Here is a 16,634-nt window from a genome sequence, read left to right on the forward strand (position 1 = left end):
ACAAATGCGCTACCTTGTCGCGGATAAATTCAAAATCAATGGCTAGGTCAATCAGGCGAACCAAGTGGTCCTGCGGTACGAGCTGGTCAATGGCGACCATTTCTAGTTCATATTGTTGGGGGGGTTTGTCTCTAAGCATGGTGAATCCATGTTGTTCACTATGCTCATTAGATCAAAGGCCTGGATCTGCGTCCAGGCCTTTTTCAACAGTCTGAAAGCCGCTTTCAGCGGCTTTTTTGTTTTGACAGCTAATCGCTTATGACCTTGCAGCTTCTGGTCTAATCACTTAAGTTAGTGCCAGGTTCATCAAGTGTATTCAGCATGCAAGCTCAGCCCCAAACTGCCGAACAAACCCTCTCCGCTATTGCTTCCACCGTAAAGCATTTATCTACCAGTTTTGCCTCGGGTCTCACCCGGCCTTTAGCCTGGCGAAAGACCCAGTTGGAGCAGCTTAAGCGTCTGGCCAGTGAGCGCGAAGAAGAGATCATGGCGGCGCTTAAAGCCGATTTGGGGAAATGCCAGTTGGAAAGCTGGACCTCAGAAGTGGGCTTTTTGATCAGTGAAATCGATCATGCCATTTCCCATTTGGGCAAATGGAGCAAGCCGCGTCGTGTTTCCACCCCTATTATCGCGATGCCGGGCAAAAGCTATATCCAACCCGATCCCAAAGGCGTGGTGCTGATTATCGGCGCCTGGAATTATCCTTTTCAGCTAACCCTGGCGCCACTGATCCCCGCCATCGCCGCGGGGAACTGTGCACTCATTAAACCCTCGGAGCTTGCCCCCAATACTTCGGCGCTGATTGCCAAACTTATCCCCAAATACCTGGATCGCGACGCCTTTGCCGTGGTTGAAGGCGGCGTGCCGGAAACCACCGAGGTCCTCAAGCAGCGCTTTGACCATATTCTGTATACCGGTGGCGAAGCGGTAGGCAAAATCGTGATGCGCGCCGCGGCCGAGCACCTGACTCCGGTAACCCTGGAATTAGGCGGAAAAAGCCCCTGTATAGTGGCAAGCGACTGTGATTTGGAGGTCACCGCATCGCGTATTGCCTGGGCCAAATGGATGAATGTGGGGCAAACCTGTATTGCCCCGGACTATGTGTTGGTGGAAAAAGCCTTTGCCGATAAGTTGATTGAGGCCATTAAGGCCAAACTAAAGGACTTCTACGGCGACGACCCGGCAAAAAGTTCTGACTATGGCCGCATTATCAACCAGCGCCATTTTGACCGCATCGCAGGCTATCTCAATGGGGTGGATGTGACTTATGGCGGCCAGATGGATAGAGATGCCCGCTATATGGCCCCGACCATAGTACTCAACCCGCCCAAAGACAGTGCCTTGATGCAAGAAGAGATCTTCGGCCCTATATTGCCCATAGTGCCGCTGGAAACCATCGAACAGAGCGTGGCCTTTATTAATGCCCGCCATAAGCCGCTGGCGCTGTATCTCTTTACCGGCTCATCCCAGTTAGAGCAGCAGGTGCTGGAAAATACCAGCGCCGGTAGCGTCTGTATTAACGATGCCATGATGTTTATGACCAATGCCGAGCTGCCCTTTGGCGGCGTAGGTAATAGCGGTATGGGCGCTTATCATGGCCAATGGGGCTTTGATACCTTTAGTCACCTCAAGGCAGTGATGAAGCGCAGCACCTGGTTTGATATTAACTGGCGTTACCCGCCCTTTAATGCCCATAAACTCAAATGGTTAAAGCGAGTCGGCTGATATGAACGTACAACCTTTTCATCTGGCCATACCGGTCAATGACCTTGGCCAAGCTAAAGCCTTCTATGGCGAACTGCTGGGCTGTGAAATGGGCCGCTTTAGCGAGCAGTGGATTGACTGGAATTTCTATGGCCACCAGTTGGTCACCCATCTGGTCGCGCAAATGCCCAGCGCCCCCGCCCACAACGAAGTGGATAGCCACGCCGTACCGGTGCCCCATTTTGGGGTAGTGCTAGCCTGGAACGACTTGGAACAACTGGCCGAGCGCCTAAAAGCCGCCAACACAGCTTTTGTGATTGAGCCCTATATCCGCTTTAAGGGTCAGGTAGGCGAACAAGCCACCATGTTCTTTCACGATCCCGCCGGCAATGCCCTGGAGTTTAAGGCGTTTAAGGATATGGGGCAGTTATTTGCCCGTTGATTGTGATTTGAACCACGGAGACACAGAGGGCACAGAGGGCACAGAGGAAAGATGTAAACGGTTATCATTTTATTTGGATTTATCCCCATTTGATTCCGTTTAATTTCCAGTGGTCTACATCAGTAGACACTGGAATTTAGCCAAACTACAATCAATTTTGGTCTATTCGGCAAGACTTTTTATACCTGGTATAGCTATCGGAATTTTACTGAGAAGCAACATTGGAAATAATATTTAACTTGTATGGAGAAACAGACGGGGGGCAAAGTTATATTCAATTACTTTGGATGCTCCCCGGCGTAATAATATTTGGATCTGTTGGTTATTTAGTTTCAGTAAAGCTTCGTTTCAGTATTAAAAAAGGTATTGTTTTCACAGGTGCCCTTGCGATTTTTTTTATAATTTCGACACTCCTGCTTGGGTTAGACGAGGTTATGTTTAACTCTAAGTGGGATAAAGAGTATCTGGTGTCCCAGGATGCTGAGGTACTGAAAGGGAACGTTACTGCGGCAAGATCAAGAAGAGGACGACAGCTATACGAAACCATTGAGATAGGAAATACCACCATTTGGAGGATCGTTCCTATCTACGATAAGTATCTTCCAGACTCTTGTTATCAAGATTTATTAGGATATACAGGTTTCAATAATAAAGAAGTTGAAATTAAATATATCCCGTTACGTTTAAATGAAGAAACCCCTACAGAGATAAGCTACTGCATTACTTATGTGGCTGTTTTATAACCTGAATTGTTAGCGGCTAATTTTAGCCGCCAAATAATAGTGGTAAGAAACAAACTAAATGGCCGACCCTTTTCTCCGCTCCGTGCTCTCTGTGCCTCTGTGGTTAATCCCAAACTACCCAAAACGGTAAATAGGCTTCTTTTCCAGGTTCATATTGGCAGTTTTATACAAGTCATAGGCGGTTTGGTAATGCAGCCAGGCGCCGGCGCTGATATTGGTGACCGACTCCAGCTTACGGGCCAGGGTGATTTCCACCTGCACATGGCCGTTGATAAAACGCGACAGGTGCTTGGGGGAAATACCCATCTTCTCCGCCACTTCTTTTTGAGTCAGTTCTGTTTTACTTAAGCAGCGACGCTTAAACACCTCACCGGGATGGGGGCGATACAAATGTTCTGGCCTGCTGGCCTCAGGAGATTGGCTGACAAATGCGGGGATCATGGGTTGTACTCCCGAAGGTCAAGATTATAAACATCGCCCTGCCAGAAGTGGCAGGTGACAGCGGCACAAGGCTCCACATTGTTGACCGTGACAGTCACCGACCAGGCATCGGCATGCTGGGGATCATATTGGATAGCACCAATATCCCTTAGATCATCGATGCACTGCGCCGCATCCAGGTCAAACAAGATATTTTCCACCTCAAACCGATAAGTGCCGGGAAGCACCGATAAATCGTGCCACTCCCAAAGCCGTCGTAACTTTGCACTTTGAATTGTCTTAATTGCCATGCTTACCTGCCGCAATTACCTTAGAGGTAATATTACCTCAAAGGTAATTTTTCTCAAAATAAGGGATTAAAGACGCCCGTTATCTGCTAGTTGATTTTTGAACCACGGAGACACAGAGGGCACCGAGAGGGGAAATATTGTCGTTTTAGGTTGAGTCGTCCCTGCTAATCCTTGCAAGATAGCTGCCTGCCATATCAGCGATTAGACGGGGCCCCCTTTTATCTCACCTCTGTGATCTCTGTGTCTCCGTGGTTCAATCCAGAAGCATCAGCAGACTTCGAGGAATTCCGGTTATTCAGAGCGTTGCTGTTGCTGAGGTTGCGTATTCAAGCTGTCAGCCGGTTTCATCAGAGACAGGCTTTGCACCGGCAGAATGGAAGCCTGTTGCTGTGCTTGTGAATATAAAAACACATAGTTGGCGGTTGAGCCGAGCAGCATAAAGGATTGCTCGCCCTGGTTTTCGTTGGCAGTAACCAGCACGCTGTTACCTAAGCCGCTTTTTACACGGTTTGCCTGCCAATTGGCGTACAAACCAACGAATAAAAAGGTGTAGATAACAAAGATAAGGACAATCCAGGCAATCACCGACTCCCGGTATTTAGGCAGATAGAAAAGCACCTTGTGCATTTTTACGCGCCAGGTTACAGGCTGTTGTGCCCATTGTTTTCGCTTATTGAAAGACCACACCGACATATAATCGAAGGCCAACGCAAGCAACAACGCCCCAGCGAACATAAGTAGCGAAGCGGGTTCGCCAATTCCCACTATCAGCAGGTCGCTGGTTTCCGCAAGCTTAAGGTAGGGGATAGAAAACTCAGAATAAAAGCCATCGCTGTAGAAAATGCCACAAAGGGTCAGCAATACATAAGCAATGGAAAGCGTGAAGCCAGGATTGCCCCGACAAAAATCCAATACCGCTCCAAGTTGGCTTTTGGGTTCGTATAACTGCATAAATACTTTATAAAAGAATCCGTTAGCCTACTTTATCGCTATTACAGGCAATAAAAAACTGTTCGGCTGTGACTGGTTCAATCAAGCCATCAAGTATCACTAACGATGGCTTCAGGCAATGTATTCGGCATTCGACTCTCTGTGTCTCCATGGTTAATCCCCAACTATCCAAAACGGTAAATAGGCTTCTTTTCCAGATTCATATTGGCGGTTTTATACAAGTCATAGGCGGTCTGATAATGCAGCCAGGCGCCGGCGCTGATATTGGTGACCGACTCCAGCTTACGGAACAGGGTGGTTTCTACTTGTATACTTTGCTGCTCTAAATAAAAAACCCCTGTTTTCCTCTAGTGTGGTTAGACAAAGTAGGTCATTATTTGTGCTTAGATGCAAAGGCCCCGGTTAAGCTTCAATAAGTCTTTTTGCTGTGTAGCGAAGGGTTGCTGAACCGCCGAGGCCCATGACATTGGCCGCAGATGTAAAGCATGCCCACAAGGCATGATTGTGGAGACGATGAGCATGAGTGGTAAAGATGGGAAGTTCAAAAACTGGCTTGAAGGTCATCTTATCGTCAGCGAATATACTGGTGCCTTTTCCGCTGTCGGCATCAGAGCTATTGTCGCAGACGTAGTCGCTAAAGCTGGCGCACTCAAGCATTGGTGCTGGTATCAAAAACCTTCAACGGATGCCGGCATTACTCCTGATGCAATCCACGCACTAATTAAGAAATATCAATTGCTCGATCAGTTGGGGTGCTGTGCTGTCGGCGTTAAGCACAGTAACGTGCTGGTCAATGCCTTCGCATTGCCTAAAGACGGTAGTATTAAAATACCTTTTAAAGTCTCGAAAGATGAACACGCGTTGCTGGCATTTTTTGCAGAAAAGTTGCAGGAAAAACAGGTAAACGCCGAGTTCAAGGTACTCCCCCTCTTGCCTCCCAATAATAGAGAAAACTTGCTGGAAGAGTTTCTCGCCTCTGCCAATTTGCTGGGTTTTACACCGGCGTCTATTGAGCGCCTAATCGGTTTGCCCGTCACTGCCTTACTGGGTACTACAAGCATGCTGTCAAAAGAGGCCATCGCGGCCATTCAGCACCTGGTTATTTTGGAGCGACTAATGCTGTGTCAGTTAGACAATGATACCAATGCTTTGCGCGATTGGTTTGTGACACCATTAGCCGAATTCCAACGCTCTCCGATGGATCTTTGCCAATCTCGCGCAGGATTGCGCAAACTTTACAGCTGGCTAAATACAGGTACAGAGGCTTCTCGCCACCGTGCCTAATGGTGCTGTTTGAACAGGCCTATAAGCCAACTGGATATTACGAAGAGCGGGACACCAGTTCACGCAAACGTTTAAGTCGCGGGGTGACCATAGGCACCGTCAACATGGTGCTGACCACCGCCATAATCAGCAGCGCGGTAAAGGTTTCGCTGGTAATAATCTGTTTATCCAACAATACATTGGCAAAGATAATCATAATCAACGCCTTGGTTTGCAACAGCCAGCCAATAATGCTGGCTTCACCTTTCTTCCATTTGAGGATCTTGCCGGCCATATGCACACCAGCGAGCTTACCCACTGCCTGAGCTAAAAGCAGTAATCCGGCAGCGAGAAAGACTGCTGCCCCACCCACTTCCCAGTTGGTGCGAAGCCCGGTACTTAGAAAAAATACCGGCATCACAATCAGCAGCACAAAGTAGCGCAGCTTATCCATGTCCTCTTGTTTAAACCAATGGCTGTCAATCACCACTCCTGCCAAAAAAGCCCCTACCATAAAGTGCAGACCGGCCCAATCGGCGACCAGGCCACAAAGGGCCAGCCAAATAAAGCCGATATACCAGCGATCGGTTTCGGTGACACACTGCATCAGCTTCCGCAATGCAATGGTGAACAGGGCAAAGCCCACTAAGAACAGGCCCTGTCGTCCTACCCTTTCCCAGTCCAGCAGAATAAGCGCCAGCACCGCCCAGATAGCGATATCATCCAAACTGGCATAACGCAAAATGCGCTGGCCAATGGGTTCGCGCAGGATCTGCATCTTTTCCATTAGCAGGATCAGGATAGGTAATGCGGTTACCGCACAAGCCATGCCCACACCGAGGGTAAATTGCCAGGATGTACCCTTTTCTCCCATCCAACCATCGCCCATTTGCAATAACACCAGCCCCGCAAAACTACCCAGCAGCAATGGTGTGCCAAGGGCCAGGCCGGCGGCAATGCCGCTTTCCCGCCGGTACTTCCAGGCTTGGCTGAGATCCAGCTCAATGCCGGCAATCCACACGAAAATCATCACTGCCCACCAGGCAATACCGTTTAAGGCCTGGATCACCTGCGGGTTAAATACAAACTGGTAATACTCAGGGTAAGCGGCGCCCAAAATACCCGGTCCCAGCAGGATACCGGTAATGATCTGCACCACCACCAGCGGCATCCAATAGTCGGTTTTCAGCAACCGCCATATCAGATATGGCAGGCTGAAGATAATCAGCATGGCAATCAGGAAGATTTCGGTGAGGGTGATGGCGTGCATAACCGATTGATTAGCAAGGAGGTAGTGACCAGTTTAGCAGTTATCTTCAAAGCAATAACTGCTCCATGCTGTCTTTATTTGCTATGGACTCCCACTAACGGCATGTGGGAGTGACGGAGACCGGATCTGCTGGAAATGTTCTTTCTGGCGATATGAGGGAATGTTCCCGCTTACTACACGCGGGTATGACTGCATTCAGTCTTCTTTTCTCTGTGCTCTCGGTGTCTCTGTGGTTCAAATAGCGTACAAAGAAAAGGCGCCCGCAGGCGCCTCTTCACTTCGAATGGGCCTATGTCCTATACCCTTTCAAAGATGGTAGCGATCCCCTGTCCCAGACCGATACACATGGTGGCCAGGCCAACAGATTTGTTGTTGGCTTCCATCAGGTTGATCAGGGTACCGGAGATACGTGCGCCGGAGCAGCCCAGCGGGTGCCCCAAGGCGATTGCGCCGCCGTTGAGGTTGACCTTCTCGTCATAGCTGTCAAGCCAGCCCAACTGTTTGATACAGGAGAGTGCCTGGGCAGCGAAGGCTTCATTAAACTCGGCAATCTCGATATCGTCCATGGTCATGCCGGCTTTCTTCAGCGCCTTTTGCGTGGCCGGTACCGGACCAAAGCCCATGATGGCAGCATCACAACCAGCTACGCCCATGGCACGGATTTTCACCCGCGGGGTCAGGCCCAAAGCCTTGGCGCGTTCGGCTGACATTACCAACATGGCAGAAGCACCGTCGGAAATGGCAGACGCCGTACCCGCGGTCACAGTGCCATTCACCGGATCGAATACCGGACGCAGGGCAGAGAGGGTTTCAACCGTGGTTTCCGGACGGATCACTTCGTCAAAATCCACCAGGGTCAGAGCGCCGTCGGCGTCATGACCTTCAATAGCGGCGATCTCATTGGCCCAGCGACCTTCCATCTGTGCCTTGTAAGCACGCTGGTGAGAGCGGGCGCCAAAGGCATCCTGCATCTCACGGGTAATGCCGTTTTGACGACCCAGCAGTTCGGCGGTCATACCCATGCTACCGGAGGCGCGCGCAGTGTATTTGGCCAAACCTGGGTGGAAGTCGATATTGAAGTCCATGGGTACGTGACCCATATGCTCCACACCGCCAATCATATACACATCACCCTGACCGGCCATGATATTGGTGGCCGCATCATGCAGTGCCTGCATGGAAGAACCACACAAACGGTTGACGGTGACTGCCGACACACTGCGGGGAATGCTGGTCAGCAACTGCGCGTTACGGGCAATGTTAAAGCCCTGCTCTTTGGTTTGCTGCACGCAGCCCCAGATGATGTCATCAATCTCAGCGGGATCCAGATTAGGATTACGCTTAAGCAAAGTGGTCATCAAATGAGCCGACAGGGTCTCGGCACGCACATTACGGAACACGCCACCCTTTGAACGCCCCATGGGGGTACGGATGCAATCTACTATTACCACGTCTTTCATGGGTCGTGCTCCTTATTGTCCGAAATACGAGTTACCGGATGCGGCCATTTCGCGCAATCCGTCGGTGACTTGATAAATGGGGCCCAAATGGGCGTACTTGTCAGCCAGGGCCACGAAATTGCCCAGACCCATGGTTTCCAGGTAACGGAACACACCGCCGCGGAACGGAGGGAAGCCCAATCCATACAGCAGCGCCATATCGGTTTCGGCAGCGCTGGCGACAATGCCTTCTTCCAGACAGCGCACAGACTCGTTGACCATTGGGATCATCAAACGGGCGATGATTTCCTCAGACTCCATCTCCTTGCGCGGAATATTGATCAGCTCATAGGCCTCGGCTGCGGCTTCCTTGATGGGCTTACCACGCTTGTCCACGCCAAAGTTGTAGAAGCCTTTGCCATTTTTCTGACCCAGGCGACCGGCTTTGTACAGATGCTGAATCGGGTCGTTACCGATGCGCTGCATACGCTCAGGAATACCAGCGGCCATGACATCGGCGGCGTGATCGGCAGTATCAATACCCACCACATCAAGCAGGTACGCCGGGCCCATAGGCCAGCCGAAAATCTTCTCCATAACCTTGTCCACGGCGACAAAGTCGGCGCCATCAAGCAGCAACTGGCTGAAACCGGCGAAGTAAGGGAACAACACACGGTTGACCAGGAATCCGGGGCAGTCATTCACGACAATCGGGGTTTTACCCATCTTCAGCGAGTAAGCCACCACGTTAGCGATGGTTTCATCGGAGGTTTTCTCACCACGGATAATTTCCACCAATGGCATCTTATGCACGGGGTTAAAGAAGTGCATACCGCAGAAGCGTTCAGGGTGCTCAAGGCTCTCGGCCAGAGAATTGATCGAAATGGTCGAGGTGTTAGAGCAAATAATGGCATCAGCGGCCACTGCCTGTTCGGTTTCCTTAAGTACCGCGCCTTTGACCTTGGGATTTTCCACCACGGCTTCAATCACGATATCTGCACCTTTAATGGCGCTGTACTCGAGGCTGGGGACAATATTGTTTAACGTCTTAGCCAGGGTTTTAGCGTCAACCTTGCCGCGCTCCATGCCTTTACCCAGGATCTTGGCCGCTTCATTCAGGCCCAGTTCCAGCGCTTCCTGACGAATATCCTTCATCACAGTGGGCGTACCGGTCACAGCTGACTGATAGGCGATACCACCGCCCATAATGCCGGCTCCCAATACGGCAGCTTGTTTGATCTCTTTGCTGGCGGCTTTGGCGGCTTTTTTGCCCTTGCCTTTGACCAGTTGGTCGGCAGTAAAGATACCGATTTGAGCAGTGGCAGCATCGGTCTTGGCCAGTTTCACAAAACCCTGGTTTTCGAGCTTCAGGGCACCGTCTCGATCCATAGACGCGGCCTTGGCCACAGTGTCTACCATCATGTGCGGTGCCGGATAGTGCTTGCCGGCCTGGGCGGCGACCATGGCTTTGGCAGTAGCAAAACTCATCATCGACTCGTTGGCATTTAAATGCAGAGGTGATTTCTTCTGCTGGCGGCGACCTTGCCAGTCAATCTTGCCGGCAATCGCTTGTTTAAGGGTGCCCAGGGCCGCTTCACGCAATTTTTCCGGGGCAACAACAGCGTCTATCGCACCTTCATTCAGCGCTTGTTGAGCTTTACGGTCACGACCTGTGGTCATCCACTCCAGCGCGTTGTCGGCACCAATCACACGAGGCAGACGTACGGTACCGCCGAAGCCGGGCATCAGGCCCAGTTTTACTTCAGGCAAACCGATGCGGGCAGTGGTATCTGCTACACGCAGGTCACAGGCCAGGGTCATTTCACAACCGCCACCTAAGGCAAAGCCGTTAATGGCCGCGACGGTTGGGAAAGGCAGATCTTCGAAGTGATCGAAGACCTGAGAGGTCTTGGCAACCCAAGCCTGCACTTCTGCGTCCTCAAGGGCGAACAGCGCGTTGAATTCGGTAATATCTGCACCGACGATAAAAGCGCCTTTGGCAGAGCGCACCACAGCACCTTTAATCGCGCTGTGCGCGCGCAGCGCCTGGCAAAGCTCTTCTAATTCGTTCACGGTCTGCTGGTCAAATTTGTTGACTGAGCCTGGTGCGTCGAACACCACTTCCGCAATGCCGTCCTCAATCAATGAGGCAAACAGGCTCTTGCCTTGGTAAATCATATTATTCTCCTTTGGCCGTTTTCGCGCATTAACAATGCTGCGCGGATCAAACCGACGGGTTGTAGGGTCGCTCAATTCTTGTTGATAGCGGGGTAAATTTCAACACAAATTCAAACGTTCGTTTAAATAACCCTGACGTCTAATTACAAAGCACTATGATTCAATAAGATAAGCAAAGTTCGTGGGCTCTCTTTTACACCTCACACTATTACCTCTGTTAAATATAATGAGGTGATCCCCTGTTCTACAGCAGTATTGAGCAGTAAACTGAAAGTCTTCCCTGCAAAAAAATGCTTTGGGAAGAGGGTATTTAGACGATTGGTTTGGTAAGCGCGTTGCGCAGGTAGGTGATCGTGTTTTTGCGAGTCTCCGTTCGAAAGCATCTTTTGCTGGTTGTTCTGCTGCTGCCAGGGTTTGCCTGGTCTCAGGCGCCTTTACAAGAACAGCGAAAAGTATTTTTGGATGCTGAACGTTGGAGCTATCATCCAGACAGCCAAAATTATCGCCAGGCAGTTGCGCAACTTAAAAACTACCCCTTGCTGCCATATCTTCAGCAACGCGCCCTGCTCAGCACCTTGTCACTGAAAAAAGAAAAAGACATTGCCGCCTTTTTGGATGAACACGCCTTTAGTCCGTTGGAAAAGCCCTTACGCAAACAATGGTTGGAGTACCTAGCCAAGCGTGGCGATCAGAATCGTTTTCTGGACTACTACAAAGATGTCAACGATGACTATTTGCGCTGTACCTACGTTTATTACCGCCTTGCCCAAGGCAAACACAAAGAAGCGACTTATCAGCTAATCAGTGAACTTTGGCTGGTAGGCAAGTCCCAGCACAAGGCCTGTGATCCTGCCTTTAAACAATGGACAGCGGCCGGACAACGCAGTGAAGAGATGGTATGGCAGCGCCTGGTCCTGGCAGCTGATGGTGGTGACCATACGTTGGTCCCGTACTTAAAGTCTTTATTGCCTGCCAAACAGCAATATTTGGGCGATTTGTGGTTGAACGCCCGTCGTAATCCAGCAAGTGTTAGCAAGCTTTCACAATTTCCGCTAAAAAATCCCCAGCGGGAAAAACAGATACTGGTTTATGCGCTCAAACGCCTGGTGTGGCGCGACGATGCCCTGGCACTCAAAACCTGGCAACAAAGCACAAACAAGTTCCGCTTTCGCGATGATGAAGAACAAGACGTAGCCCATACCTTTGCTATCGCCCTGGCATCGGACAACCATCCACAGGCGCAATTCTGGCTGGAAAAAGCCATTCGCCATAATGCCGATGAGGAGTTACTGCGCTGGCATTTAACCCATGTGCTGCGTAACAACAACTGGCAACAAGTAGTGGATGTGATCGAGATGGCCAAGCCTAATTTAGAGGCCGATCACTCCAGCCAATACTGGCTGGCTCGCAGCTATGAACAGCTAAAAGCACCGGAATTGGCTAGCAAGCACTTCAATCAACTCTCTGACGCGCGTCATTACTACGGCTTTATGGCCAGTGGCAAGCTGGCCAAAGACCCCAACATGAAAGACCACCCGGTGCAGGCCTCGAAGGAACTGCTGGACTCGGTTGCCAACTTGCCGGCGGCCAGGCGCGCAAAAGAATTTTTAGCCTTGGAACGCCTTACCGAAGCGCGACGCGAATGGATGCAGATGCAATCCAGGTTAAATCAGGAACAGGGGTTGGCATCGGCTGTTCTGGCCGATAGCTGGGGTTGGCACGATCAAGCCATTTTTACCTTTGGCCGCTTGGGCTATATGGATGACGTGAAACGTCGCTTCCCCTTGGCTTTCGACCAGCAATTGGTGGGCAGCGCCAAGAAAAACCATATTGATCCGGCCTGGGCCTTTGCCATTGCAAGGCGCGAGAGTTCCTTTATGGTGGATGCCAATTCGAGCGTGGGTGCCAAGGGTCTGATGCAACTGATGCCTGATACGGCCAAGTATCTGGCCAAACGAAGCGTTAGCAACGATATTCTGTATGATCCTGGGCAGAACGTGGAAATGGGTACTCGCTACCTGAAATATCTTATGGAAAAGATGCATGACAACCCGGTTCTGGCCACCGCGGCCTACAATGCCGGATGGGGTCGCGTGAAGAAATGGCTGCCCAAAGAAGATATGCCGCTGGATCTGTGGGTGGAAACCATCCCCTATAAAGAAACACGCAACTATGTAAAAGCAGTGCTGGCCTATAAGCAGATTTATAAGCAGCGCTTAGGGGAAGACCAAAACATGTTCCGGGACCTGGCGACCATGCAGATTTCAGCGGATATGGTCGCTAAATAGCGGTTAATCACTGGTTTACAGGGTTCAGCGGCTTAACAGCAAGACTGCGCCTATGGTAGTGTACTGGGCAAATTCACAAGCCGTGGAGCCCGTATGCAACCTCTCGCTTCTTTGTATCCTCAACACCTGGCTGAACTACAGTCACGCACGCACGAAGCACTTCAACGCGAAGGCATAGATGGCCTGGTTATCCATTCTGGTCAAGCCAAGCGCCAGTTTCTGGATGACATGGATTACCCATTTCATGTTAACCCGCAGTTCAAAGCCTGGTTGCCGGTGTTGGACAACCCCAATTGCTGGCTGATTGTTAACGGCAGTGACAAACCCAAGCTGATTTTTTATCGTCCCAAGGACTTCTGGCACAAAGTACCACCAGCCCCGACCGCTTTTTGGGCTGAGCATTTTGATATTGTACTGCTGGCCAAGGCTGATCAGGTTGAAAAACACCTGCCTTATGACAAAACACGCCATGCCTATGTGGGCGAATATATTGAGGTGGCCAGGGCCCTGGGCTTTGAACTGATCAATCCCGACCGTGTACTGCACTATCTTCATTATCACCGCGCCTATAAGACCGATTACGAGCTGGCGTGCATGCGTGAAGCTAACAAACTTGCCGTAGCTGGCCATCGTGCTGCCAAAGCTGCATTTATGGAAGAAAAGAGCGAGTTTGAGATTAATCTGGCGTACCTGCAGGCCGTGGGTCAGGGTGCCAATGAAGTGCCTTACAACAATATCATTGCACTCAATGAAAATGCCGCCATTCTGCACAATATGACAGTGGATGTAGAAAAACCCTCAGCATTTCGTTCTTTCCTGATAGATGCCGGCGCCCACTTTCATGGTTATGCGGCTGACATCACCCGCACCTATGCCAGGGAAAAGAATGAGTTTGCCGATTTGATCCTGGCGCTGGATCAAGTGACATTGGATTTGGTGGATATGCTTAAGCCCGGCATTCCCTATCCTGATCTGCAATTTGCCGCACACAACAAGATTGCCCAATTGTTGAAGGTCTTCGGCCTGGTTAACCTCAATGCCGAAGACGTCGTCAGCCAAGGCATCAGTAGCACCTTCTTCCCCCATGGCGTCGGCCACCACCTGGGGTTGCAAGTGCATGATATGGGTGGCCTGATGGCGGATGACAGAGGCACACCACAGCCACCACCGGCAGAACATCCCTTCCTGCGCACTACCCGTGTAGTAGAAGCCAGGCAAGTCTTTACCGTTGAGCCAGGCTTATATTTCATTGATAGCTTGCTGGCCGACCTTAAAGGCAGCGAGCAGTCCAAGTACATAAACTGGGATAAGGTAGACAGCTTCAGGCCCTTTGGTGGCATCCGTATCGAAGATAACGTGATTGTGCACCGTGAGAAGAATGAAAACATGACCCGCGATCTGGCGCTGGATTAAGAAGGAAAAATGTGGTGAAAAACGCCTTGATGTCTTTGTTGGCGCTGGCTGTCGTTTCTGGCGCCAGTTATAGTGCAGAAGTGTCTGAGCGGGCCCTGCGCCTGGCTAAAGACAATATCATTGTCGATAGCCATATCGACGTGCCTTACCGTCTTACCGAAGAATGGGAAGATGTGACCAGGGCAACCGAAAAGGGCGACTTTGATTATCCCCGAGCCGTAAAAGGTGGCTTGAATGCGCCGTTTATGTCCATTTATATTCCCGCCAGCTATGAAAAGAGTGGCGGCGGCGATCTTCTGGCAGACAAGCTGATTGATAGTATGGAAGCCTTAGTCGGACGCGCCCCGGATAAGTTCGCACTGGCACACTCCGTCGCCGACGTGGAAGCCGCTTTCAATAAAGGCCTGATTGCCCTGCCCATGGGTATGGAAAATGGCACCCCTATTGGTGGTAGTTTCGAAAAACTAAAGCATTTCTATGACCGGGGCATTCGCTATATCACCCTGGCTCACTCTCAGACCAACCATATCTCCGATTCCTCTTATGATCTGCGCCGCCCCTGGAAGGGCCTGAGTCCTTTTGGTAAAGATCTGGTCAAAGAGATGAATCGTCTGGGTATCATGATCGATATCAGCCATGTGTCTGATGATGCGTTTTATCAGGTGATGGAACTGTCTAAAGCACCAGCCATTGCTTCACACTCTTCGCTACGCAAATTTACTCCGGGGTTCGAGCGTAATATGAGCGATGAGATGGTCAAAGCACTGGCCGAAAACGACGGCGTGATCATGATTAACTTTGGTTCCAGCTTTATCTCCAGCACTGCCAGGAGTTGGGGAGAAAGGTTCAGTGCAAAGTTAAAAGAGGAAGGCGTTGCCGATGAAAAACGAGAAGATTTTGAATTGGCCTATCGCGAAAAAGATCCTTATCCCTTTGCTTCATTGACCATGGTGCTGGACCATATTGACTATGTAAAAGCATTGGTAGGCATTGAGCATGTTGGTATTGGTTCTGACTTTGACGGGGTCGGTAACTCTTTACCGAGAGATCTTAAGGACGTTTCCGCTTACCCGAAACTGATTCAGGGCTTGCTGGACAGAGGCTATACGGAAGACGAAATTGGTAAAATTTTATCCGGTAACTTCCTGCGTGTATGGCGTCAGGTAGAAGAAATTGCCGCTAAGGCAAAAAAGGCTTAAAGCAAAATCCCCCCTGGTCGATATAGTTATCGAGCTTAAGAAGTTCTTTAAGACCGGGGGAGTTATGAATCAAGCCTCAAAAAATGTCTCACAGCCTGAAAGTACCCCAAATACTTTTTGGCATAACGTCCCGGTGCTGCCTGGTATTGCTGATGTAGAATCTAGCCTCCCTGCATTTGACCTGCCATCAGCCTTATTGAAGAAGCTCAAGAAATGGGATAAGCCGGCTTGAACCACCGGCCCTTCCTGTATTTCCCAGTCTCTGGATGTTAGACTCCTTTCCCAATCCGCACTTATTCTAATTGCCACCAGCAGCCAGCGGGTCATTTGCTGTTGGTAACAACCATAAAGGTTTTTCATGTCAAAGACATATTCTACAGTAGAGGCGCAAGCCAGCTACGGTATTGGTTTGCAGATGGGCCAGCAATTAGCCGGTAATCCTTTCGAAGGCCTCGACATAGAAGCGGTACAAGACGGCTTAGCGGCAGCATTCAAAGGCGAAGCCAGCGCCGTTACCAATGAACAATTACGCCATGCATTTAATGAAATTCATCAACGTATGGAAGCAGCCAAAGCCGAGCAATTTAAGCAAAATATTGCTCAAGGCGAATCTTTCCTCGCTGAAAATGCCAAGAAAGAAGGTGTTTCCGTTACCGATTCCGGTTTGCAATATGAAATTATTGCAGAAGGTGAAGGAGATTCACCAGTACATTCATCAACAGTACGTACTCACTATCATGGAACTCTAATAGATGGCACTGTATTCGACAGTTCCTATGAGCGCGGAGAGCCAGCTGAGTTTCCAGTGGGTGGCGTAATCAAGGGATGGACCGAAGCTCTGCAAATGATGAAGCCAGGTTCAAAATGGCGTCTGTATGTGCCTCACAACCTAGCTTACGGTGAGCGTGGCGCTGGTGGGGCCATCGGACCATACAGCACCTTGATTTTCGATGTGGAATTGCTAGAAATTCTTGATTAATCAAGATATTAAAGCGGCCACACTGGCCGCTTTT

The 16,634-nt window shown here is 50.3% G+C and carries 14 protein-coding genes and 1 pseudogene; 8 read left to right on the forward strand and 7 right to left on the reverse strand.

Going from position 1 to position 16,634, the window contains the following annotated elements; genetic code table 11:
- Nucleotides 1–139, reverse strand: a pseudogene (locus P2G88_RS12985) (IS5/IS1182 family transposase); the annotation flags it as partial.
- 182 nt (nt 140–321) lie between these two features.
- Between P2G88_RS12985 and P2G88_RS12990 the strand changes: the two are divergent.
- The 3 genes from P2G88_RS12990 to P2G88_RS13000 all read left to right on the forward strand — a co-directional run bounded on the left by P2G88_RS12990 (nt 322) and on the right by P2G88_RS13000 (nt 2,889).
- Nucleotides 322–1,725, forward strand: a complete 1,404-nt coding sequence (locus P2G88_RS12990) for an aldehyde dehydrogenase family protein (protein ID WP_275796645.1) — start codon at nt 322–324, stop codon at nt 1,723–1,725.
- A 1-nt stretch (nt 1,726) separates the two neighbouring features.
- Nucleotides 1,727–2,146 (forward strand): VOC family protein, encoded by a 420-nt coding sequence (locus tag P2G88_RS12995; RefSeq protein ID WP_275796647.1) that lies wholly within the window; start codon nt 1,727–1,729, stop codon nt 2,144–2,146.
- Between the two features lie 221 nt (nt 2,147–2,367).
- Nucleotides 2,368–2,889, forward strand: coding sequence for a hypothetical protein (locus P2G88_RS13000; RefSeq protein WP_275796649.1), 522 nt, complete (start codon nt 2,368–2,370; stop codon nt 2,887–2,889).
- A gap of 114 nt (nt 2,890–3,003) precedes the next feature.
- On the opposite strand, the gene P2G88_RS13005 is transcribed toward P2G88_RS13000, so the two are convergent.
- The 3 genes from P2G88_RS13005 to P2G88_RS13015 form a co-directional block, all read right to left on the reverse strand.
- Nucleotides 3,004–3,330, reverse strand: a complete 327-nt coding sequence (locus P2G88_RS13005) for a HigA family addiction module antitoxin (protein WP_275796651.1) — start codon at nt 3,328–3,330, stop codon at nt 3,004–3,006.
- Nucleotides 3,327–3,620 (reverse strand): hypothetical protein, encoded by a 294-nt coding sequence (locus P2G88_RS13010; RefSeq protein WP_275796653.1) that lies wholly within the window; start codon nt 3,618–3,620, stop codon nt 3,327–3,329. The genes P2G88_RS13005 and P2G88_RS13010 overlap by 4 nt, the downstream gene beginning before the upstream one ends.
- Nucleotides 3,621–3,911: 291 nt before the next feature.
- Nucleotides 3,912–4,571 (reverse strand): hypothetical protein, encoded by a 660-nt coding sequence (locus tag P2G88_RS13015; protein WP_275796655.1) that lies wholly within the window; start codon nt 4,569–4,571, stop codon nt 3,912–3,914.
- Between the two features lie 519 nt (nt 4,572–5,090).
- On the opposite strand from P2G88_RS13015, the gene P2G88_RS13020 reads away from it, so the two are divergent.
- Nucleotides 5,091–5,855 carry a hypothetical protein gene (locus P2G88_RS13020; protein WP_275796657.1) on the forward strand — a complete coding sequence of 255 codons (765 nt, stop codon included), beginning with the start codon at nt 5,091–5,093 and terminating at the stop codon, nt 5,853–5,855.
- 37 nt (nt 5,856–5,892) lie between these two features.
- Here P2G88_RS13020 and P2G88_RS13025 read toward each other — a convergent pair whose 3' ends face one another.
- The 3 genes from P2G88_RS13025 to fadB all read right to left on the reverse strand — a co-directional run bounded on the left by P2G88_RS13025 (nt 5,893) and on the right by fadB (nt 10,721).
- Entirely contained in the window at nt 5,893–7,104 is a 1,212-nt protein-coding gene (locus tag P2G88_RS13025; protein ID WP_275796659.1) for a cation:proton antiporter, read from the reverse strand.
- Between the two features lie 296 nt (nt 7,105–7,400).
- Nucleotides 7,401–8,564 carry an acetyl-CoA C-acyltransferase FadA gene (gene fadA, locus P2G88_RS13030; protein ID WP_275796661.1) on the reverse strand — a complete coding sequence of 388 codons (1,164 nt, stop codon included), beginning with the start codon at nt 8,562–8,564 and terminating at the stop codon, nt 7,401–7,403.
- Between the two features lie 12 nt (nt 8,565–8,576).
- Nucleotides 8,577–10,721: a fatty acid oxidation complex subunit alpha FadB gene (gene fadB, locus P2G88_RS13035; protein ID WP_275796663.1), complete on the reverse strand. Its 2,145-nt coding sequence runs from the start codon at nt 10,719–10,721 to the stop codon at nt 8,577–8,579.
- Nucleotides 10,722–11,074: 353 nt separating this feature from the next.
- On the opposite strand from fadB, the gene P2G88_RS13040 reads away from it, so the two are divergent.
- The 4 genes from P2G88_RS13040 to P2G88_RS13055 all read left to right on the forward strand — a co-directional run bounded on the left by P2G88_RS13040 (nt 11,075) and on the right by P2G88_RS13055 (nt 16,600).
- Nucleotides 11,075–13,009, forward strand: a complete 1,935-nt coding sequence (locus P2G88_RS13040; protein WP_275796665.1) for a transglycosylase SLT domain-containing protein — start codon at nt 11,075–11,077, stop codon at nt 13,007–13,009.
- A gap of 93 nt (nt 13,010–13,102) precedes the next feature.
- A complete protein-coding gene (pepQ, locus tag P2G88_RS13045; RefSeq protein WP_275796667.1) occupies nt 13,103–14,422 on the forward strand; it encodes a Xaa-Pro dipeptidase in 1,320 nt (439 codons plus the stop codon).
- 29 nt (nt 14,423–14,451) lie between these two features.
- Nucleotides 14,452–15,621, forward strand: a complete 1,170-nt coding sequence (locus tag P2G88_RS13050; RefSeq protein WP_275796863.1) for a dipeptidase — start codon at nt 14,452–14,454, stop codon at nt 15,619–15,621.
- Nucleotides 15,622–15,979: 358 nt separating this feature from the next.
- Nucleotides 15,980–16,600, forward strand: a complete 621-nt coding sequence (locus P2G88_RS13055) for an FKBP-type peptidyl-prolyl cis-trans isomerase (RefSeq protein ID WP_275796669.1) — start codon at nt 15,980–15,982, stop codon at nt 16,598–16,600.
- Nucleotides 16,601–16,634: the final 34 nt, after the last annotated feature.

Source organism: Aliiglaciecola sp. CAU 1673, from assembly GCF_029223185.1.
GTDB lineage: Bacteria > Pseudomonadota > Gammaproteobacteria > Enterobacterales > Alteromonadaceae > Bowmanella.